Source organism: Actinokineospora diospyrosa (assembly GCF_024171925.1).
In the GTDB taxonomy this organism is placed as follows: Bacteria; Actinomycetota; Actinomycetes; order Mycobacteriales; family Pseudonocardiaceae; genus Actinokineospora; species Actinokineospora diospyrosa.
Genome location: NZ_JAMTCO010000010.1, coordinates 317,405 through 339,449, shown reverse-complemented (window position 1 = coordinate 339,449; position 22,045 = coordinate 317,405). Strand labels below are relative to the sequence as shown.

The window sequence follows — 22,045 nt, the reverse complement described above, 5'->3', positions numbered from 1 at the left end:
GCGACGAGGTACTTTCCGTACCGGGGTGGCCCACCGGGCGGGTTCGGTCGCCGCCGGGGGCTCGGCCGGGATTCCCGGTTGCCCGCCATCTGGACGCGGTCGGCCGGTAAGGTCTAGACCAATCGTGGCGCAGGCGGGGCAGCGCGCCCGCTGGCGCGGGGGCGCCGCGCCGGTCACGGTAGGGCCAAACAGGCGGGGTGTGATCGCGTGAGGCACCCCCGACAAGGCATTCTGTAGGGGTCGGGCGCAAGACTCAGGAGGGACGCCATGCTGGAGATGTCCACGGCCGACGGGTCGGACACGGTGGCGCGCGTGCAACGGGAACCCAAGTACTGGGGGCTCAAGCGCCACTTGCTCGACCTGCTCGGGTCGCTGCCTCCCGGCTCGCCCATCCCGACCGAACGTTCACTGGCCACCGAGTTCGACGTCTCCCGCACCACGGTCCGGCAGGCCCTCGCCGAGCTGACCGTCGAGGGCAGGCTGCTGCGGGTGCAGGGCAAGGGCACCTTCGCCGCCGAACCCAAGGTCGCCCAGCGGCTGCAGTTGTCGTCCTACACCGAGGACATGCGCGCGCAGGGCCGCGAGCCCTCCAGCAAGCTGCTGGAGGTCTCCGAGATCCCGGCCGAGGCCGATCTGGCCCGGCTGCTCGGCATCCGCGCGGGCGCCAAGGTGTTGCGGCTGCACCGGCTGCGGCTGGCCGACGGCGAACCCATGGCCATGGAGACCACGCACCTGCCGCTGGGCCGCTTCCGCGGCCTGCGCCGCTACGTCAGCGGTGGCGGCTCGCTCTACCAGGTGCTGCGTGAGCGGTTCGATGTCGAGATGGGCCACGCCGAGGAGACGATCGAGACCGCGTTGGCCGGTCCGCACGAGGCCGAGTTGCTCGGCGCGGATGTGGGCATGCCGATGCTGCTGCTGTCGCGGCACTCGTTCGACACGGAAGAGCGACCGGTCGAGTGGGTGCGGTCGGTCTATAGGGGAGACCGCTACAAGTTCGTCGCCACGCTCAACCGGCCGTCCTGACCGGTGGCCACCGAGGTCCGCTGGGGTTCGGCCAGTGCGCGCGGGGTGCTGGCAACCACGATCCTCGGATCGGGCATGGCGATGTTGGACAGCAGTGTTGTCAACATCGCCCTCCCCAGGTTGGGCCAGGAGTTGGGTGCGTCGGTCTCGGGCCTGCAGTGGGTCCTCGACGGGTACCTGCTCGCACTGGCCGCGCTGATCCTGGTGGCCGGGTCGCTGGGTGACCGGTACGGCCGCCGCCGGGTGTTCGTGGTCGGCGTCGTGTGGTTCGGGGTGGCGTCGGTGCTGTGCGGGCTGGCGCTGTCCACACCGATGTTGGTGGTATCGCGGGTTTTGCAGGGAATTGGCGGGGCGCTGCTGACGCCGGGGTCGCTGGCGATCCTGCAAGCGGTGTTCCACCGGGAGGACCGGGCGCGCGCGATCGGCACCTGGTCGGGTCTGGGTGGGATCGCCGCCGCGGTGGGGCCGCTGGTCGGCGGGTTGCTCGTGCAGCTGTGGTCGTGGCGGCTGGCGTTCCTGGTGAACATCCCGCTCGTGGTCGTCTGCGTGTGGCTGGCGCTGCGCTACGTGCCGGAGACGCGCGACGAGGAGTTCACCGGGCACCCGAACGTCCTGGACTCGGTGCTGGGCGCGGTCGGGCTCGCCGGGATCACCGCCGCGTTGGTGGAGGCACCGGTGCGCGGGGCGGATTGGCTGGTGGTCGGCTCCGGCGTGCTCGGCGTCGTGTCGTTCACGGCCTTCGTGCTCTTGCAACGGCGGCAGGCGAACCCGCTCGTGCCGCCCGCGCTGTTCGCCAACCACACGTTCGTCGTGGCCAACGCTTTGACGCTGGTCGTCTACGCGGCACTGACCGGCGTCATGATGCTGATGGGCCTGCAATTGCAGACCTCGCTCGGCTACTCGCCGACCGCGGCGGGCGTGGCCGGGCTGCCGATCACGCTGATCATGTTGGCCCTGTCGTCGCGGTCCGGGCAGCTGGCCGCGCGGTGGGGTCCGCGCTGGTTCCTGGTGCTGGGGCCGTTGCTGATCGCCGCCGCGATGCTGCTGATGACCAGGATCACCCCGGGCGCCTCCTACCTGGGGTCGGTGCTGCCCGCTGTCGCGCTGTTCGGCCTCGGGCTGTCCATTGTGGTCGCCCCGGTGACCGCGACCGTCCTGGCGGCGGCACCGGACCGCTACGTGGGTCTGGCGTCCGGTGTGAACAACGCGGTCGCCAGGACGGGTGGCTTGCTCGCTGTCGCCGTCCTACCGGCCGCGGCAGGTCTAACCGGTGCCGCTTATGCCGACCCGGCGGCGTTGACCTCGGGCTGGCGCACAGCCCTGCTGATCTGCGCTGGTCTTGCGGCTGTGGGCGGCTTCCTCGCGCTAAGCATCCGTGACAACGTGCTTGCGCCGTCGACCCCGCCACATTCGTGCGGGATCGACTCGCCACCCACCCAGGTCGCAAACAAGACCTGAGATCAGACCCGCAGCAGCTCGGCCAAGACGTCCGGGTCGATGTTGCCGCCGCTGAGCACGGCGACCGTGCGGCCCGCGGGCAGCTCGTCGGCGTGGTGCAGCACCGCGGCCGTGGTGACCGCCCCGCTGGGCTCGGCGACCAGGTGGGCCCGGCGGGCGAGCACCGCGACGGCCGAGCGGATCTCATCCTCTGAGACGGTGACGATCCCGTCCACCAGGGCCCGCTGGTGCGCGAAGGTCAACGGGGAGGGCTGGCTGCGCAGGCCGTCGGCGATGGTCCGGTTGCGGTCCTCGACCGGCCACGACACCAGCTCACCGCGCGCCAGGCTCGCTGCGGTGTCGGCGGCCAGTTCCGGCTCCACCGCCCACACCTGGGCCTGCGGCCGCAGCGCCTTGACCGCGGCAGCCACCCCGGCGATCAGCCCGCCGCCGCTGACCGGGAGCAGCACCAGGTCCACCTCGGGCAGGTCGGCGACGATCTCCAGGCCGATCGTGCCCTGGCCCGCGATCACGTGCGGGTCGTCGAACGGCGGCACCAGCGTCGCGTCCTGCCGCTCGACGATCTCGTACGCCTTCGACTCGCGCTCCCCGGTCCCGACCAGCACGACCTCGGCGCCGTAGGAGCGGGTCGCCTCGACCTTCACCGCGGGCGTGTCGTGCGGCACCACGATCCAGGCGGGCACCCCGAAGGCCTTGGCCGCGTACGCGACGGCCTGGGCGTGGTTCCCGCTGGAGTACGCCACGACACCGCGCTCGCGCCGCCCGGGCTCGATGCTGGCGACCGCGTTGTACGCGCCGCGGATCTTGAACGCGCCGACCGGCTGCAGGCTCTCCGGCTTGATCCACAGTGGCCGGTCCGCCCACGGCGCCGGGACCAGCGGGGTCCGCACGGCGTGCCCGGCGATCCGGTCGGCGGCTGCGGTGATGTCGGCAAGGGTGACCAGGTTCACCGCTCCAGTGTGGCCCCGGGCCGGGGCCCGCGCGGTGTCGCGCTGCTCACCCCGCACCGGTCACACCTCGTACCTCCACACCTGGTCAACATCACACTTCGTCGACCCAGTCGTAGTCGTCGTGGCTGGGCGGGGTGGTGCTCACCCCGATCGCGGCCAGGTCGTCCACGGTGAACACCCGGTCCGCCCGGTCGCCGAGCAGGTGCGCGACCAGGGTGTCCAGGATGTCCAGGTGCGCGGCCTTGGACTCGGCGTTGATCTCGGTGATCCGGCCCATGTCGCGCAGCACCACCTCGTGCGCGCCCACCTGCTCGAGGCGCTTGTGGATCAGGCCCGCCTCCAGGAAGCCGCTCATCGGCCCGGTGATCGCCAGGTACGAGCGGGCGGTGGCGCGGAAGAGCAGGAACAACGGCGGGTCCGGCGCTGCCTCGGCGGTCAGCTCGAGCTCGAACAGCCGCTCCAGCCCGGCGAGGAGCTCGGCCCGGTGCGTGCGCACCGCGTCGAAGTAGCCCCCGGGCTTCGGATCGGTGATGTCGGGGTCGTTGGCGTTCGCGTAGGCCAGCACGAACGCCTTGCGATCGTAGGTGTCCATTCCTCGCAGGCTAGGCCGCTCCCAGCCCGCGCGCCTGGGCTGAGCAGCGGGTTCACCCCTGGCGCAGTGCCGACGAGAGCGCCTCGGCCGCCGCTTTGGGGTCCTCGGCCTCGGTGATGGCGCGCACGACCACGGCCCGGCGCGCGCCCGCGGCCAGCACCTCGGGCAGCCGCCGCGCGTCGATGCCCCCGATGGCGAACCAGGGCAGTTCGGGCGCTGCGGCGGCGGTCGCCCGTACCAGGTCGAGGCCCGCGGCGGGCCTGCCCGGCTTGGTGGGGGTCGTCCAACAGGGACCGGTGCAGAAGTAGTCCACGCCCGGCTCGCCCGCCGCGGCGATGGCCTGCGCGAAGTCGTGCGTGGAGCGACCGATGGCCATCTCGTCGCCGACCACCCGGCGGGCGGCGGGAACCGGCAGGTCGTCCTGGCCCAGGTGCAGCACGTCCGCCTGCGCGGCCAAGGCGATGTCGGCGCGGTCGTTCACCGCGAGCAGCGCCCCGTGCGCGGCGCAGACCTCGGCGATCACCGACAGCGCGCGCAGCTGCGGGCCTGCCTCGAGCGACACCCCGGCCCGCTTGTCGCGCAACTGCACGACGTCGACCCCGCCCGCGAGCGCGGCGTCCACGAAGTCGGCGAGGTCGCCCTGCTCGGTCCGCGCGTCGGTGCACAGGTAGAGCCGCGCGTCGGCGAGCCTGCGCCTGATCTGGGTCCCGTCGAGTCCTGGCATGGAGTTGACGCTATCGCCTGCGCTACGGTGGGGGTCGGTCGCACGGGAGTCCGGGAACGGGCTGAGAGGGAGCTGAACCGCTCCGACCGTCGAACCTGATCCGGGTCATGCCGGCGCAGGGAGCGTGAGGACGTGGTGCACAGTGGCTGAACCAGCCGCCGCGGTCGTCGTCGTGGGCGGCGGGGTCATCGGGTTGTCGGTGGCCTGGGCCGTCGCCGACGCCGGGTACCGGGTGCGCTTGGTCGACCCGACCCCCGTGCGGGGCGCGTCGTGGCTGGCGGGCGGGATGCTCGCGCCGGTCACCGAGTCCTGGCCGGGGGAGGAGCACGTGCTCGAACTGGGCAGCGCGTCGCTCGCGAGCTGGCCGGATTTCGCCGCCCGGCTCACTGTGGCCGGTGGTGACCCGGGGTTGCGCCCGGACGGCACCCTCGCGGTCGCCTTGGACGCGGCCGACGCGGCCACCCTGGAGGTCCTCGCCGAGTTCCTGCGCGGACTCGGCCGCTCGGCGGTGCGGTGTTCGGCGCGGGAGCTGCGCGCGCTGGAACCCGGCCTGGGGCCAGGGGTCCGAAGTGGACTCCACGTGCCCGGCGACCTGGCGGTGGACAACCGGGCGCTGCTCACCGCGTTGCACACCGCGTGCCGCCGTTCGGGTGTGGAGTTCATCACGACCGCCGCCCGGCGGGTCCACCCGAACGCGGTGACCCTCGTCGACGAGTCCACTGTGGAATGTGCGGCGGTTGTCCTGGCCGCGGGCGCGTGGAGCGGGCAGCTGCACCCGGCGCTGGCGCCGCTGGTGCGCCCGGTCAAGGGCGAGATCCTCCGCCTGCGGGCCCGACCAGGAGCCCTGCCGGTCCCGACCCGCACGATCCGCGCGCACGTCGAGTCCCGACCGGTCTACCTGGTACCGAGGCACGACGGGGAGCTGGTCCTGGGCGCCACGCAGCTCGACGTCGGCTTCGACGAGGCCGTCACCGCAGGCGGTGTCCGCGACCTGTTGCGCGACGCCGAGCGGGTGCTGCCCGGCATCGCCGAATACGAGCTCACCGAGATCGCGGCGGGCCTGCGCGCGGGCAGCCCGGACAACCTGCCGCTGATCGGCACCCTCGAACCTGGCCTGCTGGTGGCGACCGGTCACCACCGCAACGGCCTGCTGCTGGCCCCGGTCACCGCGACCGCGGTGGTCTCGCTGCTGCGGGGGACCGCGGTGCCCGAGTGCGTGCGCGCCGCCGACCCCGCGCGGTTCACCGAGAGGAACACATGATCGTCACGGTCAACGGCGCCGACCGCGAGGTCGCCGAGGGGGCGACGGTCGCCGACGTCGTCGCGGCGCTCGGCTTACCCGGCAGCGGGATCGCGGTCGCGCTCGACGGGGAAGTGGTGCCGCGCGCGGCCCACGGCACGACCGCCGTGCCCGCCGGGTCCGCGCTGGAAGTGCTGACCGCGGTGCAGGGAGGCTGAGGTGGACGACCCCCTGGTCATCGCCGACCGGACCTACTCGTCGCGGCTGATCACCGGAACCGGTGGCGCGGCGAACCTCGCCGTGCTGGAGCGGGCGCTGGTCGCCGCCGGAACCGAACTCACCACGGTGTCGCTGCGCCGCGTCGACGCGCACGGCGGCACCGGTGTGCTCGACGTGCTGCGCAGGCTGGGCATCGACCCGCTGCCCAACACCGCGGGCTGCCGCACCGCGGCCGAGGCCGTGCTCACCGCGCGGCTGGCCCGCGAGGCCCTGGGCACGAACTGGATCAAGCTGGAGGTCATCGCCGACGAGCGCACCCTGCTGCCCGACCCGGTCGAACTCCTCGACGCCGCCCGCACCCTGGTCGACGACGGTTTCGTGGTGCTGCCCTACACCAACGACGACCCCGTGCTCGCCCTGCGCCTGGAAGAGACCGGCTGCGCCGCGGTCATGCCGCTCGGCTCGCCCATCGGCACCGGCCTGGGCATCCGCAACCCGCACAACATCGAACTCATCGTCGCCCGCGCAGGCGTCCCGGTCGTGCTGGACGCAGGCATCGGCACGGCGTCCGACGCCGCACTGGCCATGGAACTGGGCTGCGCCGCAGTGCTGTTGGCGACCGCGGTCACCCGCGCGAGCGACCCGGAAATGATGGCCTCCGCCATGCGCTCCGCCGTCCACGCAGGCCGCCTGGCCAGAGCAGCAGGCCGAATCCCGCAGCGCTTCTGGGCCCAAGCCTCCAGCCCACCCCGCTAGCGCTCGACCCAGAACGTCGACCAAGCCCCCGCCCCCCCACCACCTCTCACGTCCCGCCCTCACCCCCCCACCTCCTGTCCCTGCTCGATGGGGCGGACTTGTTTTGCGTGGGGGGACGGCACCCGTAGCGTTTCCTCGCGGCAGGGCCAGTCTTTTCGGCCCCTGCTGTGCGGACCTGTCACGGGTGTTGTAGGGGCCCCGCGCAAAACAAGTTCGCCCCATCGAGCCGACCGCATTCCCAACCCCCCCGCGGCCACACGCGATACCCATCCCATCGAGCCGACCGCACTCCCAACCCCAGCACGGACACACTGATACGTCGCTCCATCGAGCCGCACGCACTGTCAGCCACAGCGTGGACACACTGCTACCTCACCTCAGCGAGCCACACGCATTGCCAATCCCGGCGCAGACACACTGATCTTGGCCCCATCGGGCTCACCGCACTGCCAGTCACCCGTGGCCCCGCCACACACGACATCCCCCCGCGTCGAGCCACCAAGCACCCGTCAGCTTCCTGCCGGCGAAGCCCCCGGTGTGCTCATATGCGCGCCCGCGCACTTGTTGCGCCCCACGGGTGCGGGGCTCGCTGTGCGGCTCGGCGTGGGCCGGGTGGGGGTCGGGTCGTTGAAGTCCGCGGAGTTCCCGGCACAATGAGGTATGACGACATCGGCCGTTGAGCCCGCCGTCGGGGACGTGCCCGCCCGGTTGTACCTCGCGATCGGGCGGTTGTCCCGGGCGCTGCGCCGGTCAGGGTCCCCGGGCCTCGGGCACGGGTCCATCTCCGCTCTGTCCACTCTGGTCAACTGCGGCGAGCTGCGCCTCGGTGACCTGGCCGCCAAGGAGGGGGTCGCGGCGCCGACCATGTCCCGGATCGTGGCGAGCCTGGTCGAGTCCGGCTACGTCGGTCGCGAACCGGATCCGGTCGACCGCAGGGCGTGGCTGGTCCGGGCGACCGAGTCCGGTGAGCGCATCGTGTCCGGGGTGCGCTCGACGCGGGTGCTGGAACTGGGCAGGCGGCTCGACCGGCTGGCGCCGGAGGAACGCGAGCGACTGGTCGCCGCCATCCCGGTGCTGGAGTCGTTACTCGTCGACTGAGCTGTGCTCTGACCGGACCGGGTGCCCAGCCCGGCCAGAGCACGAACGCGCTAGCCCTCCAGCAGGAACGTGTCCGAGTCCGGCAGCCGCCACCGCGGCGACACCGGGCCGACGCCCGCGCCGAGCGGGTAGGCCTCCAGCACCGAGCGCTGGATGAAGGCCTTCGCCGCGCGCACGGCCGACACCATGTCCAGGCCCTTGGCCAGGGCCGAGGTGATGGTGGACGCCAGGGTGTCCCCGCTGCCGTGGGTGTGCTTGACGTCGTAGCGCGGGCCGACGAACTCGAAGAACTCCGACCCGTCGTAGAGCAGGTCGAGGCACTCGGTGTCGTCGAACAGGTGCCCGCCCTTGACCAGCACCCACTGCGGGCCGAACTCGGCCAGCGCCTTCGCCGCGTCCCGCTGCTCGCCCTGCGAGCGCACGTCGATCCCGGTCAGCAGCCGCACCTCGTCGAGGTTCGGCGTGACCAGGCTCGCCATCGGGAACAGCAGCGCGCGCAGCGCGTCGAGCGCGGCGTCGCTGAGCAGCGGGTCCCCGTGCATCGACGCCGACACCGGGTCGACGACGAACGGGGTGTCGCCGGACCGTCCGATCCGGACCCGCTCGCACGCGCCGGCGATGGCCTCGATGATCTCCGCGGTGGCCAGCATCCCGGTCTTGGCCGCCTGCACGCCGATGTCGGTGGCCACCACCTCGATCTGCGCGGCGACCACCTCCGGCGGGATGGTGTGGAACCCGCTCACCCCCAGCGAGTTCTGCACGGTCACCGCGGTGATCGCGGTCATCCCGTGCACCCCGCAGGCGAAGAACGTGCGCAGGTCGGCCTGGATGCCCGCGCCACCACCGGAATCCGACCCGGCGATGGTCAGCGTGCGCGGCGGTGTCGCCGGTGGGCTGGTCACCGGTCCACCACCGGGAGGTACACCTTGCCGCCGTGCTCGGTGAACTCGTCGGACTTGGCCGCCATGCCAGCCTCGATGGCCTCCACAGAGGACAGACCGTGCTCGTCGGCGTACTTGCGCACGTCCTGGGTGATCTTCATCGAGCAGAACTTGGGCCCGCACATGGAGCAGAAGTGCGCGGTCTTGGCCGGTTCGGCGGGCAGCGTCTCGTCGTGGAAGGCGCGCGCGGTGTCCGGGTCGAGCGCCAGGTTGAACTGGTCGGTCCAGCGGAACTCGAACCGCGCCCGCGACAGCGCGTCGTCGCGCTCCTGGGCCCTGGGGTGGCCCTTGGCCAGGTCGGCGGCGTGCGCGGCGATCTTGTAGGTGATCACCCCGGTCTTGACGTCGTCGCGGTTGGGCAGCCCGAGGTGCTCCTTGGGCGTGACGTAGCAGAGCATCGCGGTGCCCAGCCAGCCGATCTGCGCCGCGCCGATGGCCGAGGTGATGTGGTCGTAGCCCGGCGCGATGTCGGTGGCCAGCGGGCCGAGGGTGTAGAACGGCGCCTCACCGCACAGCTCCTCCTCCAGCCGCACGTTCTCCGCGATCTTGTGCATCGGCACGTGCCCGGGGCCCTCGATCATCACCTGCACGTCGTGCGCCCTGGCGATGTGGGTCAGCTCGCCGAGCGTGCGCAGCTCCGCGAACTGCGCCGCGTCGTTGGCGTCGGCGATCGAACCCGGCCGCAGCCCGTCGCCGAGGGAGAAGGTGACGTCGTAGGTGCGCAGGATCTCGCACAGCTCGGCGAAGTTGGTGTAGAGGAAGCTCTCCTTGTGGTGCGCCAGGCACCAGGCGGCCATGATCGACCCGCCCCGGGACACGATCCCGGTGACCCGCCGCGCGGTCAGCGGCACGTACCGCAGCAGCACCCCGGCGTGCACGGTCATGTAGTCGACACCCTGCTCGCACTGCTCGACGACGGTGTCGCGGTACACCTCCCAGGACAGCTTCGCCGGGTCGCCGTCCACCTTCTCCAGCGCCTGGTAGATCGGCACCGTCCCGATCGGCACCGGCGAGTTGCGCAGGATCCACTCCCGCGTCTCGTGGATCCGCTTGCCGGTCGAGAGGTCCATCACGGTGTCGGCGCCCCACCTGGTGGCCCACACCAGCTTGTCCACCTCGTCCTCGATGGACGAGGACACCGCCGAGTTGCCGATGTTGGCGTTGATCTTCACGTGGAAGTTCTTGCCGATGATCGCGGGCTCGGACTCCGGGTGGCACCGGTTCACCGGGATCACCGCCCGCCCGATCGCCACCTCGGCGCGGACGAACTCGGCCGAGACGCCCTCGCGCTCGGCGCAGAACCGCATCTCCTTGGTGGTGATCCCGGCCTTGGCGTAGGCCAGCTGGGTCACCGCACCGTTCACCGGCCCGCGCTCGGCCACCCAGTCCGCCCGCAGCTTCGGGAGTCCACTGTGGACGTCGATGGTGGCGTCCGCGTCGGTGTAGGGCCCCGAGGTGTCGTAGAGGTCCAGGTGCTCGCCGTTGGTCAGCTGGACCCGGCGGACGGGGATGCTCAGCCCGTCCTCGGTCCGCCGGTACGCCTTGGTCGAGCCGGAGATGGGCCCGGTGGTCACGGTGGGCCGCACGGAGCGGTCGTCAAGAGCGGTCACGAAAGATCCTCCCTACGCCGGCATTACCCGGTCAGGTTCATCGGTCGGCGGCACCGGGTCCTCGGATGGGACACCAGCCGCCCTCTCAGCCCGCCATGGCGCGAGCTCCCGCGCTGTGTTCACTTGTGCTGTGTTCATTTGTGGGGTGTTCGGTGTGTCGGGGCCGACCCTAGCCAGCGGCACCGGGGCTGCCAAGTAGCGGGCACGGGGGCAGCCGGGTGCGACGGCGCCGGGGCCGTCGCGGTGAGCACCAGAGCCGGGGTCGCCCAGTGCGCACTAAGGTTCCCCCATGCCGCCGTACCCGCCTGGAGCCCGGCTTCTGGCTAGACCCGAGGCGGTCGAGCCGTGCCCAACCTGCACGGATCCCCTCGGCCGCGGCTACCCGACCTGCCTGACCTGCGCCGACCGCGTGGACGCGCACTGGAAGGCGGACTGGGCGGTGCTGGCCGACGGCGCGGCCGACGAGCGCGAGCTCGCCGCCGAGGTGCTCGCCGCACCGCCGGGCACCCACCCGTGGACCTGCGTGGACTGGGCCATGCGGCTGCAGTCGTGCCCGGTGTGCCGGGCCGAGCTGGGCACCGGCCCGGCGTGCCTGCACTGCGCCAAGGCCGACCAGGTCCGCTGGGCCTGGGACCACGCCGCGCCTGCCGGGGCGATCACCGCCAACGAGCACGCGCTGCGCCTGGCCGTCGCCGCGCTGCGCGGTGCTGGCGAGCGGCGCGACACGGTGCTCGCGTTCTGGCGGCTCTCGTTGCCCTTCCTGCTGGTCGGCGCGGTCGCCACCCCGGTGCAGGTCGGCCGCATCCGGGTGCACCTCATCGCGGGCCGCGTCGACGAACTCGCCGAGGCGCCCGGCTTCGCGGCCATGGCCGCCCTCGCCGACCTGCCCTGGCGCAGCGACTAGCCCCGCCGCTGTGCCCGCCAGGCCGCTGTGTTCGCTAGGCCGCTGTTCGCTAGGCCTCGATGGCCAGCCGGATGCCCAGGCCGATCAGCACCAGCCCGGAGAGCCGCTCCAGCCGCACCCGCACCCCGGGTCGCTTCAGCCAGCCGAGCACCCGGCTCAGCAGCGCGATGATCAGCAGGTACCAGAGCGTGTCGATCACGACCCAGAGCCCGGCGAGGGCGACCAGCACCCACCTGCCCGCGCCGGGTTCGACGAACTGCGGCAGGAACGAGATCGCGAACACCGCGAGCTTCGGGTTGGCCACGTTGACCACCAGGCCCGCGCGGAAGCCCGACCCGCTGGTCGGTTCACCCAGCTCGACCTCCTCGTGCTTGCCGAACAGGGCCTTCACCCCGAACCACAGCAGCACGGCCACGCCGCCGATCCGCAGCCCCTGGTAGGCGACCTCCGAAGCGACCAGCAGCACCGACAGGCCGAACGCCGCGGCCACCGCCCACACCGCGACGCCGACCTCCATGCCCGCGACCGTGGCCAGCGCACCCCGGCGGCCGCCGCGGATCGACTGTCGCAGCAGCATCGCCGTGCCCACGCCGGGGACCATGGCGAGGATCAGGGAGGCCAACAGGAACGCGAGGAAGCCGGACCAGGTCATGGCGCGATGATGCGCCCGCCCCGCCGCTGATCGCGACCGGTTATCAGGCGAACGGGTCGTCGGAGACGGCCGGGTCCCAGGACAGGTCCGGCACGCCCCACTTGTTGGCCTTGAGCATCCGCTTGGCCTCGCGCTGGTTGCGCCCGACCAACCGGTCGAGGTAGAGGTACCCGTCCAGGTGGTCGGTCTCGTGTTGCAGGCACCGCGCGAAGAACCCGGTGCCCTCGACCTCGATCGCCGCGCCCTCGAGGTCCTGCCCGGTGACCTTGGCCCAACTGGCCCGCCCGGTCGGGAAGGTCTCGCCGGGCACCGACAGGCAGCCCTCGTAGTCGTCGTCCGGGTCCGGCATGCCCTCGGGGACCTCCGAGGTGCTCAGCACCGGGTTCACCACGACACCGCGGTGGCGCACCCCGTCGTCGTCGGGGCAGTCGTAGACGAACACCCGCAGGCCGACACCGATCTGGTTCGCCGCGAGGCCGACCCCGTTGGCCGCGGCCATCGTGTCGTACATGTCCTCGACCAGTGCCTTGAGCTCCTCGTCGAACCGCTCGACCGGCGTGGTCGGGTTGTGCAGGACCGGATCGCCGACGATGCGAATCGGGTGAACAGTCATGGCGCAAGGGTAGAGAGGCGGGTCGCCGGACGCGCCGTCGGACGTGACGATCACATCCGGCGGTGACGTGGTGTAATGGCCACCGGCGGGCGGTGCGCTGCTCCGCCGGAGCCGAACCGTGAGGCGAGGAGCCAGATGGACGCCGCTGAGTTGCCCCCCGAGCGGGTCGCGCCGCGCAAGGTCGCGGCCGAGGGGCTCAGTGAGCGCGACCGCGCGATCCTCGCCTTCGAGCGGCAGTGGTGGAAGTACGCGGGCGCCAAGGACCAGGCGATCCGCGAGCTGTTCGAGCTCTCCAGCACCAGGTACTACCAGGTGCTCAACGAGCTGATCGAGAAGACCGAGGCCCTGGAGGCCGACCCGATGCTGGTCAAGCGCCTGCGCCGGATGCGAGCCACCCGGCACCGCGCCCGAGCAGCCCGACGCCTGGGGATGGACCCGCGATGAGCACCGACTCCACCGGGCAGGCCCGCACCGCCCGCGTCGTAGGCCTGACCCTGCTGGCCGTGGCCGCCGCCGCCGCCGTGATCGGCGTGATCACCCTGTTCGACAGCGCGGAGGAAACCCCGCCCTCAGCCCAATCCGCGCTGCCCGCCATCACCACCACCCAACCCGCCCCACCCAGCGGCGACCTCACCAGCCTCCCCCCGCGCCCGACCTCTCCCGGCCAAACCAGCGCCCAGCCGACAACCACCCAACCCCCCGCCGTGACGTCAGCACCCCCCGCCAGCACAGCCCCACCCGCCGCCACCTCCAAGCCCGGCGGCACCGCCGACGCCCCCAGCGAACCGCTGCGCATCTACAACAACAGCACGATCACCGGCCTGGCCGCCCGAGCAGCCGAAGACATCGGCTCAGCAGGCTGGAACATCGCCCAAACCGGCAACTACTCAGGCGGCAAGATCCCAACCACGACCGTCTACTTCGAACCGGGAACGGGCCAGGAAGAAGCCGCTCGGCAACTCGCGGACCAGTTCGGCTTCCGCGTAGAAGCGCGGTTCGACGGGATCAAGGACTCTTCCCCCGGCTTGATCCTGATCGTGACGAACGACTACAAGGTCGTGAAGGAAAAGTAGAAGTTATCCACAACCCGGCCGCCTATCCACCGCCGCCGATTGCCGCTTCTGCTTTGTTGACGCTCCTCGGTAGGCTATATATCGGGGGCTCTTCATTCGGTTGATCTTGTTCGTCGGGCGGTTGTCCACAACGGCTTCTGCTGTCCACAGGTCCTGATCGCTGCTCCCGTTTTGTCAGCGCCCGTCGGTAGGCTGTGTATTCGGGGGCTCTTGGTGCGGATGATCTTGCGGGCGCTGGTTGCGGTTGTTGCTTGTCCACAACGTCTGCGGTTGTCCACAGGTCCCGTTCGCCGCTCCCGGGTTGTCAGTGTGCGGCGGTAAGCTGTGTATTTGGGGGCTGTCGATCAGGTTGATCTTGACGTAGGCCGTTGCTGGGAGTGCGTCGCAAGGGATTCGGGCCTCCGCCTTCGGCTCCGGGAAACGCCTCGTCGCCTGGCGGCAACATCGGCGGGAAACGCGACAATGCGACAAGCTCGATGGGGCGAACTTGTTTTGCGCGGGGCCCCTACAACACCCGTGGCAGAACCGCAAAGCAGGGGCCCAAAAGCAGGCCCTGCCGCGCGGAAACGCTACGGGTGTTGTCCCCCCACGCAAAACAAGTTCGCCCCATCGAGCCGGCCTGGCACCAGCGACTCCGACTGTCCACGCGCTGAGCAGGTGGGCTGAGGCGGACCTGACGGAAGGCCAGTTGGCACCGCCGGGTTCGACTGTCCAGGCGCTGGGTTGGCAGGGCCGACGAGAGCGGGCTGGGATGGCACCGCCAAGTCCGACTGTCCAGGTGCTGGGTAGGTGGGCTGGGGCGGACCTGACGGGGGGCGGGTTGGCACCGCTGCTTCCGAATGTCCAGGGGCAGGCGCCAACCTTGGCCCCTGCTCAACTCGCCAATCGGCCCCGCAAGGCTGACAGGTGCTATGTCCCTCGGTGACGGTCACTAGGCGCTTGAAGCTAGCGCCGCTGGGCCTTGCCCCCCACCTCGGGCAGCATTGCTGTTCTTTGGGCACTGGAGGGCAGATGATGCCGCCTCCCGGGAGGCGGCCAAGAATTCTCCGGAGCCCGGAGCCCGGAGCCCGGAGCCCGGAGCCCGGAGCCCGGAGCCCGGAGCCCGGAGCCCGGAGCCCGGAGCAGCGGCGAAAAGTCCTATAGGCGGTTGTTGGCGTAAGCCTCCAGGTCCGCCAGTTGCTGCGGATCCAGCGAAGGCCGGACGTTTTCGCGGGCGGATTCTAGGTGTTTGGCGGTGACCACGGTCGCGTCTAGGGATTCGCGCATGGCGGTTAGGGCTGCTTCGCGGATTAGGGCGGCGCAGTCGGCGGCGGAGTAGCCGGTGAGGGTGGTGGCGTAGTGGGCTAGGTCCACGTCTTCGGCTAGGGGGGTGTTTTTGCTGGTGGCGCGCAGGATCGCGGCTCGGGCTTCGGCGTCGGGTGGCGGCACGTAGATGAGGCGTTCTAGGCGGCCGGGGCGGAGGAGGGCGGGGTCTACGAGTTCGGGGCGGTTGGTGGCGCCGACCACCACTACGTCGCGGAGGGGTTCTACGCCGTCCAGTTCGGTGAGGAGGGCGGCGACGACCCGGTCGGCGACGCCGGAGTCGGAGGATTGGCCTCGGCGGGGGGCCAGGGCGTCGATCTCGTCGAGGAACACCAGGGCGGGGGCGGCTTCGCTGGCTTTGCGGAACAGTTCGCGGACGGCGCGTTCGGACTCGCCGACCCACTTGTCCATCAGTTCGGCGCCCTTGACCGACAGCACGTTCAGCTGACCGGTGCCCGCCAGCGCGCGGACCAGGAACGTCTTGCCCCCACCCGGCGGCCCGTACAGCAGCACACCCCGCGGCGGTGCGACGCCCAAGCGGGCGAAGGAGTCCGGGTAGCGCAGTGGCCACAGCACGGCCTCGGTGAGGGCCTGCTTGGTCGCCACCATGTCGCCGACGTCGTCGAGTTGGATGTCGCCGGTGCGGACTGAGGTTGTGCTGATAGAGGTCGGTCGGACCGACTGCAGTGCGCCGAGCACGTCGTCGAAAGCGATCGCGGTGGCCTCGCGGAGTGCGGCGCGGATGGCCGACTCGCGGCGCAACGCGATCAAGTCGGCGGCGACGAACCCCGGTGTGCGTTCGGAGATGACCGTGAAGTCCACTCCGGACTCGACCGGCAGATCGCGGTAGAGCACCCGCAGCAGTTCCGCGCGCGTCTTCGCGTCCGGTGACGGCAGCCGCAGTTCGCGGTCCACCAGGTCGACCCCGCGCAGCCGTGGATCTACCGCCTCCGGGTGGGCGGTGGTGACCACCAGCGCGACCCGCGCGACCCCGACCGCGGACCGCAGCGTGTCCAGCACGATCGTCGACAGCGGTGGCGGTGCCGTCGCGGGCAGCAGCACGTCGACGTCGTTGATCATCAGGACCGCGGCGCGCCCGGCCGCCGAGTGCCCCCGCACCTGCTCGACCGCGGCGCCGATCCTGGCCGCCGCCGCGTTCGCCTCCAGCACGGCGATCGTCGGACCGGCCAGCTCGACCACCGGCGCGTCGACCGAGTGCGCGACCGCCCGCACCGCGCTCGCCTTGCCGACCCCCTCCGGCCCGCTGACCAACACCCCGAGCTGGGGCGCCGCGCCGAGCCGTTCCAGCAGTTCCGGCCGCAGGAACGCCAACTCGAACCACTCGCCCAGGGTGCGAACCGCCTCCTGCGCGCCGACCAGGTCCGCCAGCGGCACCGGCTCGGGCGCCGCCACCGCGACCACCGCGGACTCCACCGGTTGCCCGGTCCGCACGACCACCTCGTCGCCGCCGACCGCGACGGCCGCCCGCTCACCCGTGCGCACGCCGTCCCGCCAACCGACCACAGTGGACGGGTGTACCGTCACCGCGCCTGCAGGCTCGACCGAGGTGACCGTCAGCAGCTCGTTGGTCCAGGTCATCCCGATCGCGCGGGACAGCTTGCCGCGCACCGCGGGCACGTCGGCGTCCGGCGGCGGCGCCAGGTCCTGCGGCAGCAGCGACACCGCGTCGCCGACGGTCAGCACCTTGCCGATCAGCGCCAGCCGCACCGTCTCCGGGGTCAGCGACGTGCTGGCCAGCCGGGAACCGGAGACCGTGACCGCCCGCGCCGCGGCGACCTCGACCGGCGACACCACGACTTCGGCCCCCTCGGTGACGCCGAGGTTGGTCAGGGTGACGTCGTCGAGCAGCAGCACCCCGGTGGCCCCCACCGGGTCACCCTCGGCGGCCAGCGCGGCGCTCACCCTGGCGCCGGTCAACCGCACCGCGTCCCACTGCCGCAGCCCGAGCGCGTCGAACACCTCGGGGTGCAGCCGGACGACGCCGCGGCGGGTGTCCAGCGCGGACGGCGTGAGCCGCGCGGTCAACGTGATCTGATTTCCCACGGGACCGAGAGTAGTTCCTCGGCGGAGATCACCGCGGAAGTTGTCCACAGCCGTCGACACGGCGGACTTCGCCAGCTCGGGTGGCCGACCGCGTCAACCCACGCCCACCCGGCTGGCCGCGACCCCGCCCAGATCAGCGGGGCTTGTTCTCGCCCGGCCGATCGTTCTTGCGCAGGCCCGTCCGCCGCCACGCTCGGCCTCGTGCGCCAGGTGGCCGGGGATCAGTGGGCAGTGAGATCCGCGGCCAGTCGCCGTTGCGCATCGGGCGCAAGACGGCACGTCGAGCTGCTCCGGCGACTCGGCGCAGTGGTGGGCGCAAGCCGAGCCTGCGACGCGAGCCATGCGCCCGGCGGATCGCCCGGCGTTCCCGGGGTGGTACGTCCCATGCTTCTGGGTGGTTCGCCAGCCAGTGCTTGCGCCGGACCGCGTAAGGGATGTGCAACAAGTAGACGACCAGAACCGCAGACAGGGTCACCAGCGGGTAGGTGATGACGGCAGCGGCAAGAAGTCCGACCAGGACCAACAGCGGTGCCACCGCGCGCGGTGACACGCGAACCGTCTTGACCGACAGCGTGGGAAGCCGGCTGATGGAAAGAGCAGCGACCGCGACCATCCACACCATCACCGCGGCCTTGGACTGCCACCAGTGGCCGTTGTCGCCGAACTCGTTGGTGAGGATCAGCGGCAGCAGCACCAAGAGCCCACCCGCGGGCGCAGGCACGCCGACGAAGAACTCCTTGGTATAAACCGGTTGTTCTGTGTCCTCTAGCAGCGTGTTGAACCGGGCAAGCCGCAACACCATGCAGACGGCGAAGAAGAGGGCGAACACCCAGCCGACCCGGTCACCGCCGAAGCGCCAGATGTAGAGCATGAGCGCGGGGGCGACCCCGAACGAGATGGCGTCCGCGAGCGAGTCGAGCTCCGCGCCCATCTTGCTGGTGGCGTCGAGCAGTCGGGCGATGCGCCCGTCGAGGCTGTCGAGCACGGCGGCGATGGCGATCGCTGCGATCGCGGCGTCGTACTGGCGGTTGAGGGTGAACTGGACGGCGGACAGGCCCGCGCACATGGCCAGGACGGTCAGCGCGTTGGGCAGCAGCCGCACACCGGGCGCGGTCGGGGCCATCGGTCAGCCCACCGGGGGCAGCTCGGCGAGCACGGTCTCCCCACCGATGGTCCGCTGGCCGGGCTCCACGAGGACGCGGCTACCGGCGGGCACGTAGAGGTCTACGCGCGAACCGAAGCGGATGAGCCCGTAGGTGGTGCCCGCGAGGACCTTGTCGCCATCGGACACGTGGCAGAGGATGCGTCGCGCGACAAGACCCGCGATCTGGACGACGGCGAGGTCGTGCCCCTCGTCCGTGCGCAGGTGCAGGCTGTTGCGCTCGTTGACCTCACTCGCCTCGTCGAGGTCGGCGGAGAGGAACTTGCCCGCCTTGTGCACAGCGCGGACGACCTGCCCGGTCCCGGGCGCGCGCTGCACGTGCACGTCGAAGACGGACAGGAACACGCTCACGCGCAGCATGGGCTCGTCGCCGAGGTCCAGTTCGGCCGGTGGGACCGCCTCGATGACGTGCGAGACCGTGCCATCAGCCGGTGCCACGGCGATGCCGGGGCGGCGCGGGGTGACGCGCTTGGGCTCGCGGAAGAACCACGCCAGCCACGCCGTGAACACGGCAGCGCCAACGCTGGCCCGCTTGGAAGCCAGTCGTACCGCCAGGGTCGCGCCGAGCGCGCCGAGGATGAACGGGCGACCACCCGGGTGCACCGGGGGGATGATGCTCTTGGTCAACTCGACGGCGTGCTGGAGCGCGCCTGCCTTCTTGGGCTGGTGAGCGGTCATCTGGTCGCGGTGTCCTCGTGTCTCGGCCGGATTTCCGCACACGCTACGCCAGACCGGGGTCAGCCCGGGGAGGTAGCCGCCACCTGGTCGGACGGGGGTTGCCCGGTGGCCGGGTATGCACCCCCCGACGGCACATACCCGGCCACCGGGCGCCCATCGTGGAACCCGTCCAGTGTAGCCGGCGGCCACCACGTGGATCAATGGCCGATTGTGAGGAATTGACTTGCTTGGCTCAGTATATGGTTACCTGGCGCCATCAGTCGAGTAGGACCAGGTCGACCTCGTCCCCGGCGGCCACCGCGGCGACCCCGGCCGGGATCTCGATCAGGCAGTTCGACGCGGCGAAGGACGCCAGCAAGTGGGAGCCGGGTCCACCCACTGGGACCACCTCGACGTGACCAGCGTCGTGGTGACCGCGGCGGTACTGAACTCGGGTCGGCGGCGACGACATCGCCGCGGTCGCGCGCGCCCGGGACCGAGGGCGCTCGGTCCGACTGTGGCCCATAGCGGCCAGCAGAGCGGGACGCACGAACAGCTCGAACGACAAGGCAGCGCTAACTGGGTTGCCCGGCAGCGTTAGCACCGGAAGCCCCGCGAACACCCCGCGTCCTTGCGGCCCACCGGGCTGCATCGCCACCTGCACGAACTCAACGCCATGCCCGGTCAGGGCATCCTTGACCACCTCATATGCGCCCGCGCTCACGCCACCTGAGGTCACCAGCACATCGGCTTCAGTGGCGTGTCGGGTGACAACGGCGCGGAACTCATCCACGTCATCCGGTACGAACCGGAGCACGGTGGCCTCGCCGCCGATCTCTTCCACCGCCGCGGCCAAGAGCACGCTGTTCGACTCATAGATCTGCCCCGGCGCCAACGACTCGCCAGGGGCGACCAACTCTGAGCCAGTGGAAAGCACAAGTACGCGCGGGCGCCTGCGCACGGGAAGCTCAGCCACGCCAACGGCCGCCGCTAGACCCAACTGCGGAGGGTGCAAAACCGTCCCCGCCCGCAGCACGACGTCCCCCGCGCGCACGTCCTCTCCGGTGAACCGCACGTGCGTGCGCGGGACCGCTGACGCGTCGATCCGCACGGTGTCGACCCCGCCGTCGGTCAACTCCACCTGGATGATCGCGTCCGCGCCCTCGGGTAGCGGTGCGCCCGTCATGATCCGCTGGGTCGTGCCGGGCGCGAGCGGGCGAACATCGGTCCGCCCCGCCGGGATGTCATCGGCGACCGGTAGCCGTACTGGGCTCTCGGCGGACGCACCGACCACATCGGACGCACGTACCGCGTACCCGTCCATGGCGGAGTTGTCGAACGGCGGTAGTGACACGCCCGCCACGACATCCTCGGCCAGTACCAGCCCCCTGCACCGCGCCAAAGGAAGCCGCACCACGGGGAGCGGTGGCACCAACGCCTCGACTTCGAGCCGGTACTCCTGCGGGGTCAGCACGCGCTTGGCCGTGTTCACCCCGTCAATCTTGCCCGCCCGTTGGTCGAACCGGGCGCGGCATTGGTCGAACCCGACGCGGCCGACACAACGCGGACGTTAGGCTCGTCTGCGTGTCGGAAGACCTAACCGGGCGTCGCCTCGGGCACTACCGCATCGACGGTGTGCTCGGTAAGGGCGGCATGAGCGTTATGTACCGGGCAACCGACATCCGCTTGGGCCGCAAGGTGGCCCTCAAAGTCATCGCTGAGCACCTCACCGAGGATCCCGAGTTCCGCGAGCGCTTTGTGGACGAGGCGCGCAACACCTCCGCCATCGACCACGCCAACGTCGTCCCGCTCTACGACTTCGGTGAGGTCGACGGCCTGCTCTACATCGCGATGCGGCTCGTCGACGGCTCTGACATGGCCAGCCTCATCAAGGACGGCCCGCTCGCGCCGCAGCGCACGCTGAACCTGCTCGCCCAGGTCGCCGAGGCCCTCGACAACCTGCACGAGCGCGGCCTGGTCCACCTCGACGTCAAGCCCGCCAACGTGCTGGTCACCACGCGCGAATCGGCGTCCGAGCACATCTACGTCGCCGACTTCGGCCTCACCCGCCGCGGCGCGACAGGCCACCGGACCCGGGGCGGGGACTTCCTCGGTTCCCCCACCTACGCCGCGCCGGAGCACCTACGCGGGGAGCCGGTCGACGGCCGCACCGACGCCTACTCGCTCGCGTGCGTCCTCTTCGCCTGCCTTGCCGGAAGGCCGCCCTTTTACGGTCAAGTGTCGGAAGTCATCCAAGGACACCTCAACCGTGACGTCCCGTCGCTGACCGACTACATCGCGCTGACCCCCGCGATCAACGACGTCATCCGCCGCGGCATGGCCAAGAACCCCGCGCACCGCTACGCGAGCTGCCGCGAGCTGGTCGCCGCCGCCCGGCAGGCGCTCTCCCGGCCCATGCCCCCGCCGCCGCGTGTGCCCAACCCCACCATCCCGGGCGTCCCGAACCAGACCCGCGTGACCAACCAGCCCCAGGGGCCCAACCAGACGCTGATGGTGCCCGTCGAGCCGGTCCGCCAGCAGTACCAGGCCCCGCAGCCGGAGCCGGTCCGATTGCGCCCACCCGCGCCGGTCCGCACGACCGCGTTCGACGAGAAGAAGAGCGGCACCCGCTGGATCGCCCCGGTGATCGTCGGCGTGGTCGCCATCGGCGCCATCATCGCCGCGATCCTGCTGCTCACGGGCGAGTCCGGGGGCGGGGACCCGGGGACCAGCACCGGACCGGCGGTGCCCTCGATCCCGGTGGGGCCCGCGACCGGCACGGTCAAGCCGAGCGCCCCGAGCTCGCCGCCGCGCACGACGACCGCGCGCCCGACCGGTCCGTCGTTCACGATCGTGCCACCCCCCTGAGCTGCATTTCTTGCACTCGCGTGCCCCGAGTGCTAAACACGAACTAGCACTCGGGGTCCCCGAGTGCCAAAAGGTCGGGACGGTGAGGCCGGTGTCGCAGCCGGTCGTCCGTCGCGGGCACCGAGCCTGGCCGCGCTTA

Annotated in this window: 21 protein-coding genes and 1 riboswitch; of the genes, 10 read left to right on the top strand and 11 right to left on the bottom strand. The window is 71.3% G+C overall.

Features of this window, described 5'->3' with window-relative positions; translation table 11 throughout:
* The first annotated feature begins 267 nt into the window (after positions 1–267).
* Together LV75_RS21855 and LV75_RS21850 are read left to right on the top strand one after the other, a co-directional pair.
* Positions 268–1,023 carry a GntR family transcriptional regulator gene (locus tag LV75_RS21855; RefSeq protein ID WP_026423015.1) on the top strand — a complete coding sequence of 252 codons (756 nt, stop codon included), beginning with the start codon at positions 268–270 and terminating at the stop codon, positions 1,021–1,023.
* A 3-nt stretch (positions 1,024–1,026) separates the two neighbouring features.
* Entirely contained in the window at positions 1,027–2,481 is a 1,455-nt protein-coding gene (locus LV75_RS21850; protein WP_308211018.1) for an MFS transporter, read from the top strand.
* Positions 2,482–2,483: 2 nt separating this feature from the next.
* On the opposite strand, the gene LV75_RS21845 is transcribed toward LV75_RS21850, so the two are convergent.
* The 3 genes from LV75_RS21845 to thiE form a co-directional block, all read right to left on the bottom strand.
* A complete protein-coding gene (locus LV75_RS21845; RefSeq protein WP_253888938.1) occupies positions 2,484–3,431 on the bottom strand; it encodes a threonine ammonia-lyase in 948 nt (315 codons plus the stop codon).
* Positions 3,432–3,522: 91 nt separating this feature from the next.
* Positions 3,523–4,023: a hypothetical protein gene (locus tag LV75_RS21840; RefSeq protein ID WP_253888845.1), complete on the bottom strand. Its 501-nt coding sequence runs from the start codon at positions 4,021–4,023 to the stop codon at positions 3,523–3,525.
* A 52-nt stretch (positions 4,024–4,075) separates the two neighbouring features.
* On the bottom strand, positions 4,076–4,747 hold the full coding sequence (thiE, locus tag LV75_RS21835; RefSeq protein ID WP_253888844.1) for a thiamine phosphate synthase: 672 nt from the start codon (positions 4,745–4,747) through the stop codon (positions 4,076–4,078).
* Between the two features lie 32 nt (positions 4,748–4,779).
* Positions 4,780–4,886: riboswitch (TPP riboswitch) on the top strand.
* Between the two features lie 3 nt (positions 4,887–4,889).
* Between thiE and thiO the strand changes: the two genes are divergently transcribed.
* The 4 genes from thiO (at position 4,890) to LV75_RS21815 (ending at position 8,060) form a co-directional block, all read left to right on the top strand.
* Entirely contained in the window at positions 4,890–6,008 is a 1,119-nt protein-coding gene (gene thiO / locus LV75_RS21830) for a glycine oxidase ThiO (RefSeq protein ID WP_253888843.1), read from the top strand.
* Positions 6,005–6,205 (top strand): sulfur carrier protein ThiS, encoded by a 201-nt coding sequence (thiS, locus tag LV75_RS21825; RefSeq protein WP_253888842.1) that lies wholly within the window; start codon positions 6,005–6,007, stop codon positions 6,203–6,205. Before thiO ends, thiS begins: the two co-directional genes overlap by 4 nt.
* 1 nt (position 6,206) lies before the next feature.
* Positions 6,207–6,962, top strand: a complete 756-nt coding sequence (locus LV75_RS21820; protein WP_253888841.1) for a thiazole synthase — start codon at positions 6,207–6,209, stop codon at positions 6,960–6,962.
* Between the two features lie 660 nt (positions 6,963–7,622).
* Complete coding sequence (locus LV75_RS21815) at positions 7,623–8,060, top strand: MarR family winged helix-turn-helix transcriptional regulator (protein WP_253888840.1); 438 nt, start codon at positions 7,623–7,625, stop codon at positions 8,058–8,060.
* A gap of 50 nt (positions 8,061–8,110) precedes the next feature.
* On the opposite strand, the gene thiD is transcribed toward LV75_RS21815, so the two are convergent.
* The gene (thiD, locus tag LV75_RS21810) at positions 8,111–8,962 is read right to left on the bottom strand and encodes a bifunctional hydroxymethylpyrimidine kinase/phosphomethylpyrimidine kinase (protein ID WP_253888839.1); all 852 of its coding nucleotides are present in this window, start codon (positions 8,960–8,962) and stop codon (positions 8,111–8,113) included.
* Entirely contained in the window at positions 8,959–10,611 is a 1,653-nt protein-coding gene (gene thiC, locus LV75_RS21805) for a phosphomethylpyrimidine synthase ThiC (protein ID WP_308211017.1), read from the bottom strand. The genes thiD and thiC overlap by 4 nt, the downstream gene beginning before the upstream one ends.
* A 289-nt stretch (positions 10,612–10,900) precedes the next feature.
* Between thiC and LV75_RS21800 the strand changes: the two genes are divergently transcribed.
* A complete protein-coding gene (locus tag LV75_RS21800) occupies positions 10,901–11,515 on the top strand; it encodes a hypothetical protein (protein ID WP_253888838.1) in 615 nt (204 codons plus the stop codon).
* A 49-nt stretch (positions 11,516–11,564) separates the two neighbouring features.
* Here the strand turns inward: LV75_RS21800 and LV75_RS21795 are convergent, their stop codons facing one another.
* Together LV75_RS21795 and LV75_RS21790 are read right to left on the bottom strand one after the other, a co-directional pair.
* Positions 11,565–12,167, bottom strand: a complete 603-nt coding sequence (locus LV75_RS21795) for a LysE family translocator (RefSeq protein ID WP_253888837.1) — start codon at positions 12,165–12,167, stop codon at positions 11,565–11,567.
* 43 nt (positions 12,168–12,210) lie between these two features.
* A complete protein-coding gene (locus LV75_RS21790; protein ID WP_253888836.1) occupies positions 12,211–12,780 on the bottom strand; it encodes a peptide deformylase in 570 nt (189 codons plus the stop codon).
* A gap of 135 nt (positions 12,781–12,915) precedes the next feature.
* On the opposite strand from LV75_RS21790, the gene LV75_RS21785 reads away from it, so the two are divergent.
* Together LV75_RS21785 and LV75_RS21780 are read left to right on the top strand one after the other, a co-directional pair.
* Positions 12,916–13,224 (top strand): DUF3263 domain-containing protein, encoded by a 309-nt coding sequence (locus tag LV75_RS21785; protein WP_253888835.1) that lies wholly within the window; start codon positions 12,916–12,918, stop codon positions 13,222–13,224.
* Positions 13,221–13,853 (top strand): LytR C-terminal domain-containing protein, encoded by a 633-nt coding sequence (locus tag LV75_RS21780; protein ID WP_253888834.1) that lies wholly within the window; start codon positions 13,221–13,223, stop codon positions 13,851–13,853. The genes LV75_RS21785 and LV75_RS21780 overlap by 4 nt, the downstream gene beginning before the upstream one ends.
* A gap of 1,137 nt (positions 13,854–14,990) precedes the next feature.
* Here the strand turns inward: LV75_RS21780 and LV75_RS21775 are convergent.
* The 4 genes from LV75_RS21775 to moeA all read right to left on the bottom strand — a co-directional run bounded on the left by LV75_RS21775 (position 14,991) and on the right by moeA (position 20,512).
* Positions 14,991–17,219: an AAA family ATPase gene (locus LV75_RS21775; protein ID WP_253888833.1), complete on the bottom strand. Its 2,229-nt coding sequence runs from the start codon at positions 17,217–17,219 to the stop codon at positions 14,991–14,993.
* A gap of 133 nt (positions 17,220–17,352) precedes the next feature.
* Positions 17,353–18,342 (bottom strand): CDP-diacylglycerol--serine O-phosphatidyltransferase, encoded by a 990-nt coding sequence (gene pssA / locus LV75_RS21770; protein ID WP_253888832.1) that lies wholly within the window; start codon positions 18,340–18,342, stop codon positions 17,353–17,355.
* A 3-nt stretch (positions 18,343–18,345) separates the two neighbouring features.
* Positions 18,346–19,059 carry a phosphatidylserine decarboxylase gene (locus LV75_RS21765; RefSeq protein WP_253888831.1) on the bottom strand — a complete coding sequence of 238 codons (714 nt, stop codon included), beginning with the start codon at positions 19,057–19,059 and terminating at the stop codon, positions 18,346–18,348.
* A 256-nt stretch (positions 19,060–19,315) separates the two neighbouring features.
* Positions 19,316–20,512 carry a molybdopterin molybdotransferase MoeA gene (moeA, locus tag LV75_RS21760; RefSeq protein ID WP_253888936.1) on the bottom strand — a complete coding sequence of 399 codons (1,197 nt, stop codon included), beginning with the start codon at positions 20,510–20,512 and terminating at the stop codon, positions 19,316–19,318.
* A 110-nt stretch (positions 20,513–20,622) separates the two neighbouring features.
* Between moeA and LV75_RS21755 the strand changes: the two genes are divergently transcribed.
* Positions 20,623–21,906 carry a serine/threonine-protein kinase gene (locus LV75_RS21755; RefSeq protein ID WP_253888830.1) on the top strand — a complete coding sequence of 428 codons (1,284 nt, stop codon included), beginning with the start codon at positions 20,623–20,625 and terminating at the stop codon, positions 21,904–21,906.
* The last annotated feature ends 139 nt before the right edge of the window (positions 21,907–22,045 follow it).

Excerpts from the sequence above, each read along its gene's own strand:
- LV75_RS21855 (WP_026423015.1), top strand. The coding sequence starts at position 268 with ATGCTGGAGATGTCCACGGCCGACGGGTCGGACACGGTGGCGCGCGTG.
- LV75_RS21840 (WP_253888845.1), bottom strand. The coding sequence starts at position 4,023 with ATGGACACCTACGATCGCAAGGCGTTCGTGCTGGCCTACGCGAACGCC.
- thiE (WP_253888844.1), bottom strand. The coding sequence starts at position 4,747 with ATGCCAGGACTCGACGGGACCCAGATCAGGCGCAGGCTCGCCGACGCG.
- thiS (WP_253888842.1), top strand. The coding sequence starts at position 6,005 with ATGATCGTCACGGTCAACGGCGCCGACCGCGAGGTCGCCGAGGGGGCG.
- LV75_RS21815 (WP_253888840.1), top strand. The coding sequence starts at position 7,623 with ATGACGACATCGGCCGTTGAGCCCGCCGTCGGGGACGTGCCCGCCCGG.
- LV75_RS21800 (WP_253888838.1), top strand. The coding sequence starts at position 10,901 with ATGCCGCCGTACCCGCCTGGAGCCCGGCTTCTGGCTAGACCCGAGGCG.
- LV75_RS21795 (WP_253888837.1), bottom strand. The coding sequence starts at position 12,167 with ATGACCTGGTCCGGCTTCCTCGCGTTCCTGTTGGCCTCCCTGATCCTC.
- LV75_RS21790 (WP_253888836.1), bottom strand. The coding sequence starts at position 12,780 with ATGACTGTTCACCCGATTCGCATCGTCGGCGATCCGGTCCTGCACAAC.
- LV75_RS21785 (WP_253888835.1), top strand. The coding sequence starts at position 12,916 with ATGGACGCCGCTGAGTTGCCCCCCGAGCGGGTCGCGCCGCGCAAGGTC.
- LV75_RS21780 (WP_253888834.1), top strand. The coding sequence starts at position 13,221 with ATGAGCACCGACTCCACCGGGCAGGCCCGCACCGCCCGCGTCGTAGGC.
- pssA (WP_253888832.1), bottom strand. The coding sequence starts at position 18,342 with ATGGCCCCGACCGCGCCCGGTGTGCGGCTGCTGCCCAACGCGCTGACC.
- LV75_RS21765 (WP_253888831.1), bottom strand. The coding sequence starts at position 19,059 with ATGACCGCTCACCAGCCCAAGAAGGCAGGCGCGCTCCAGCACGCCGTC.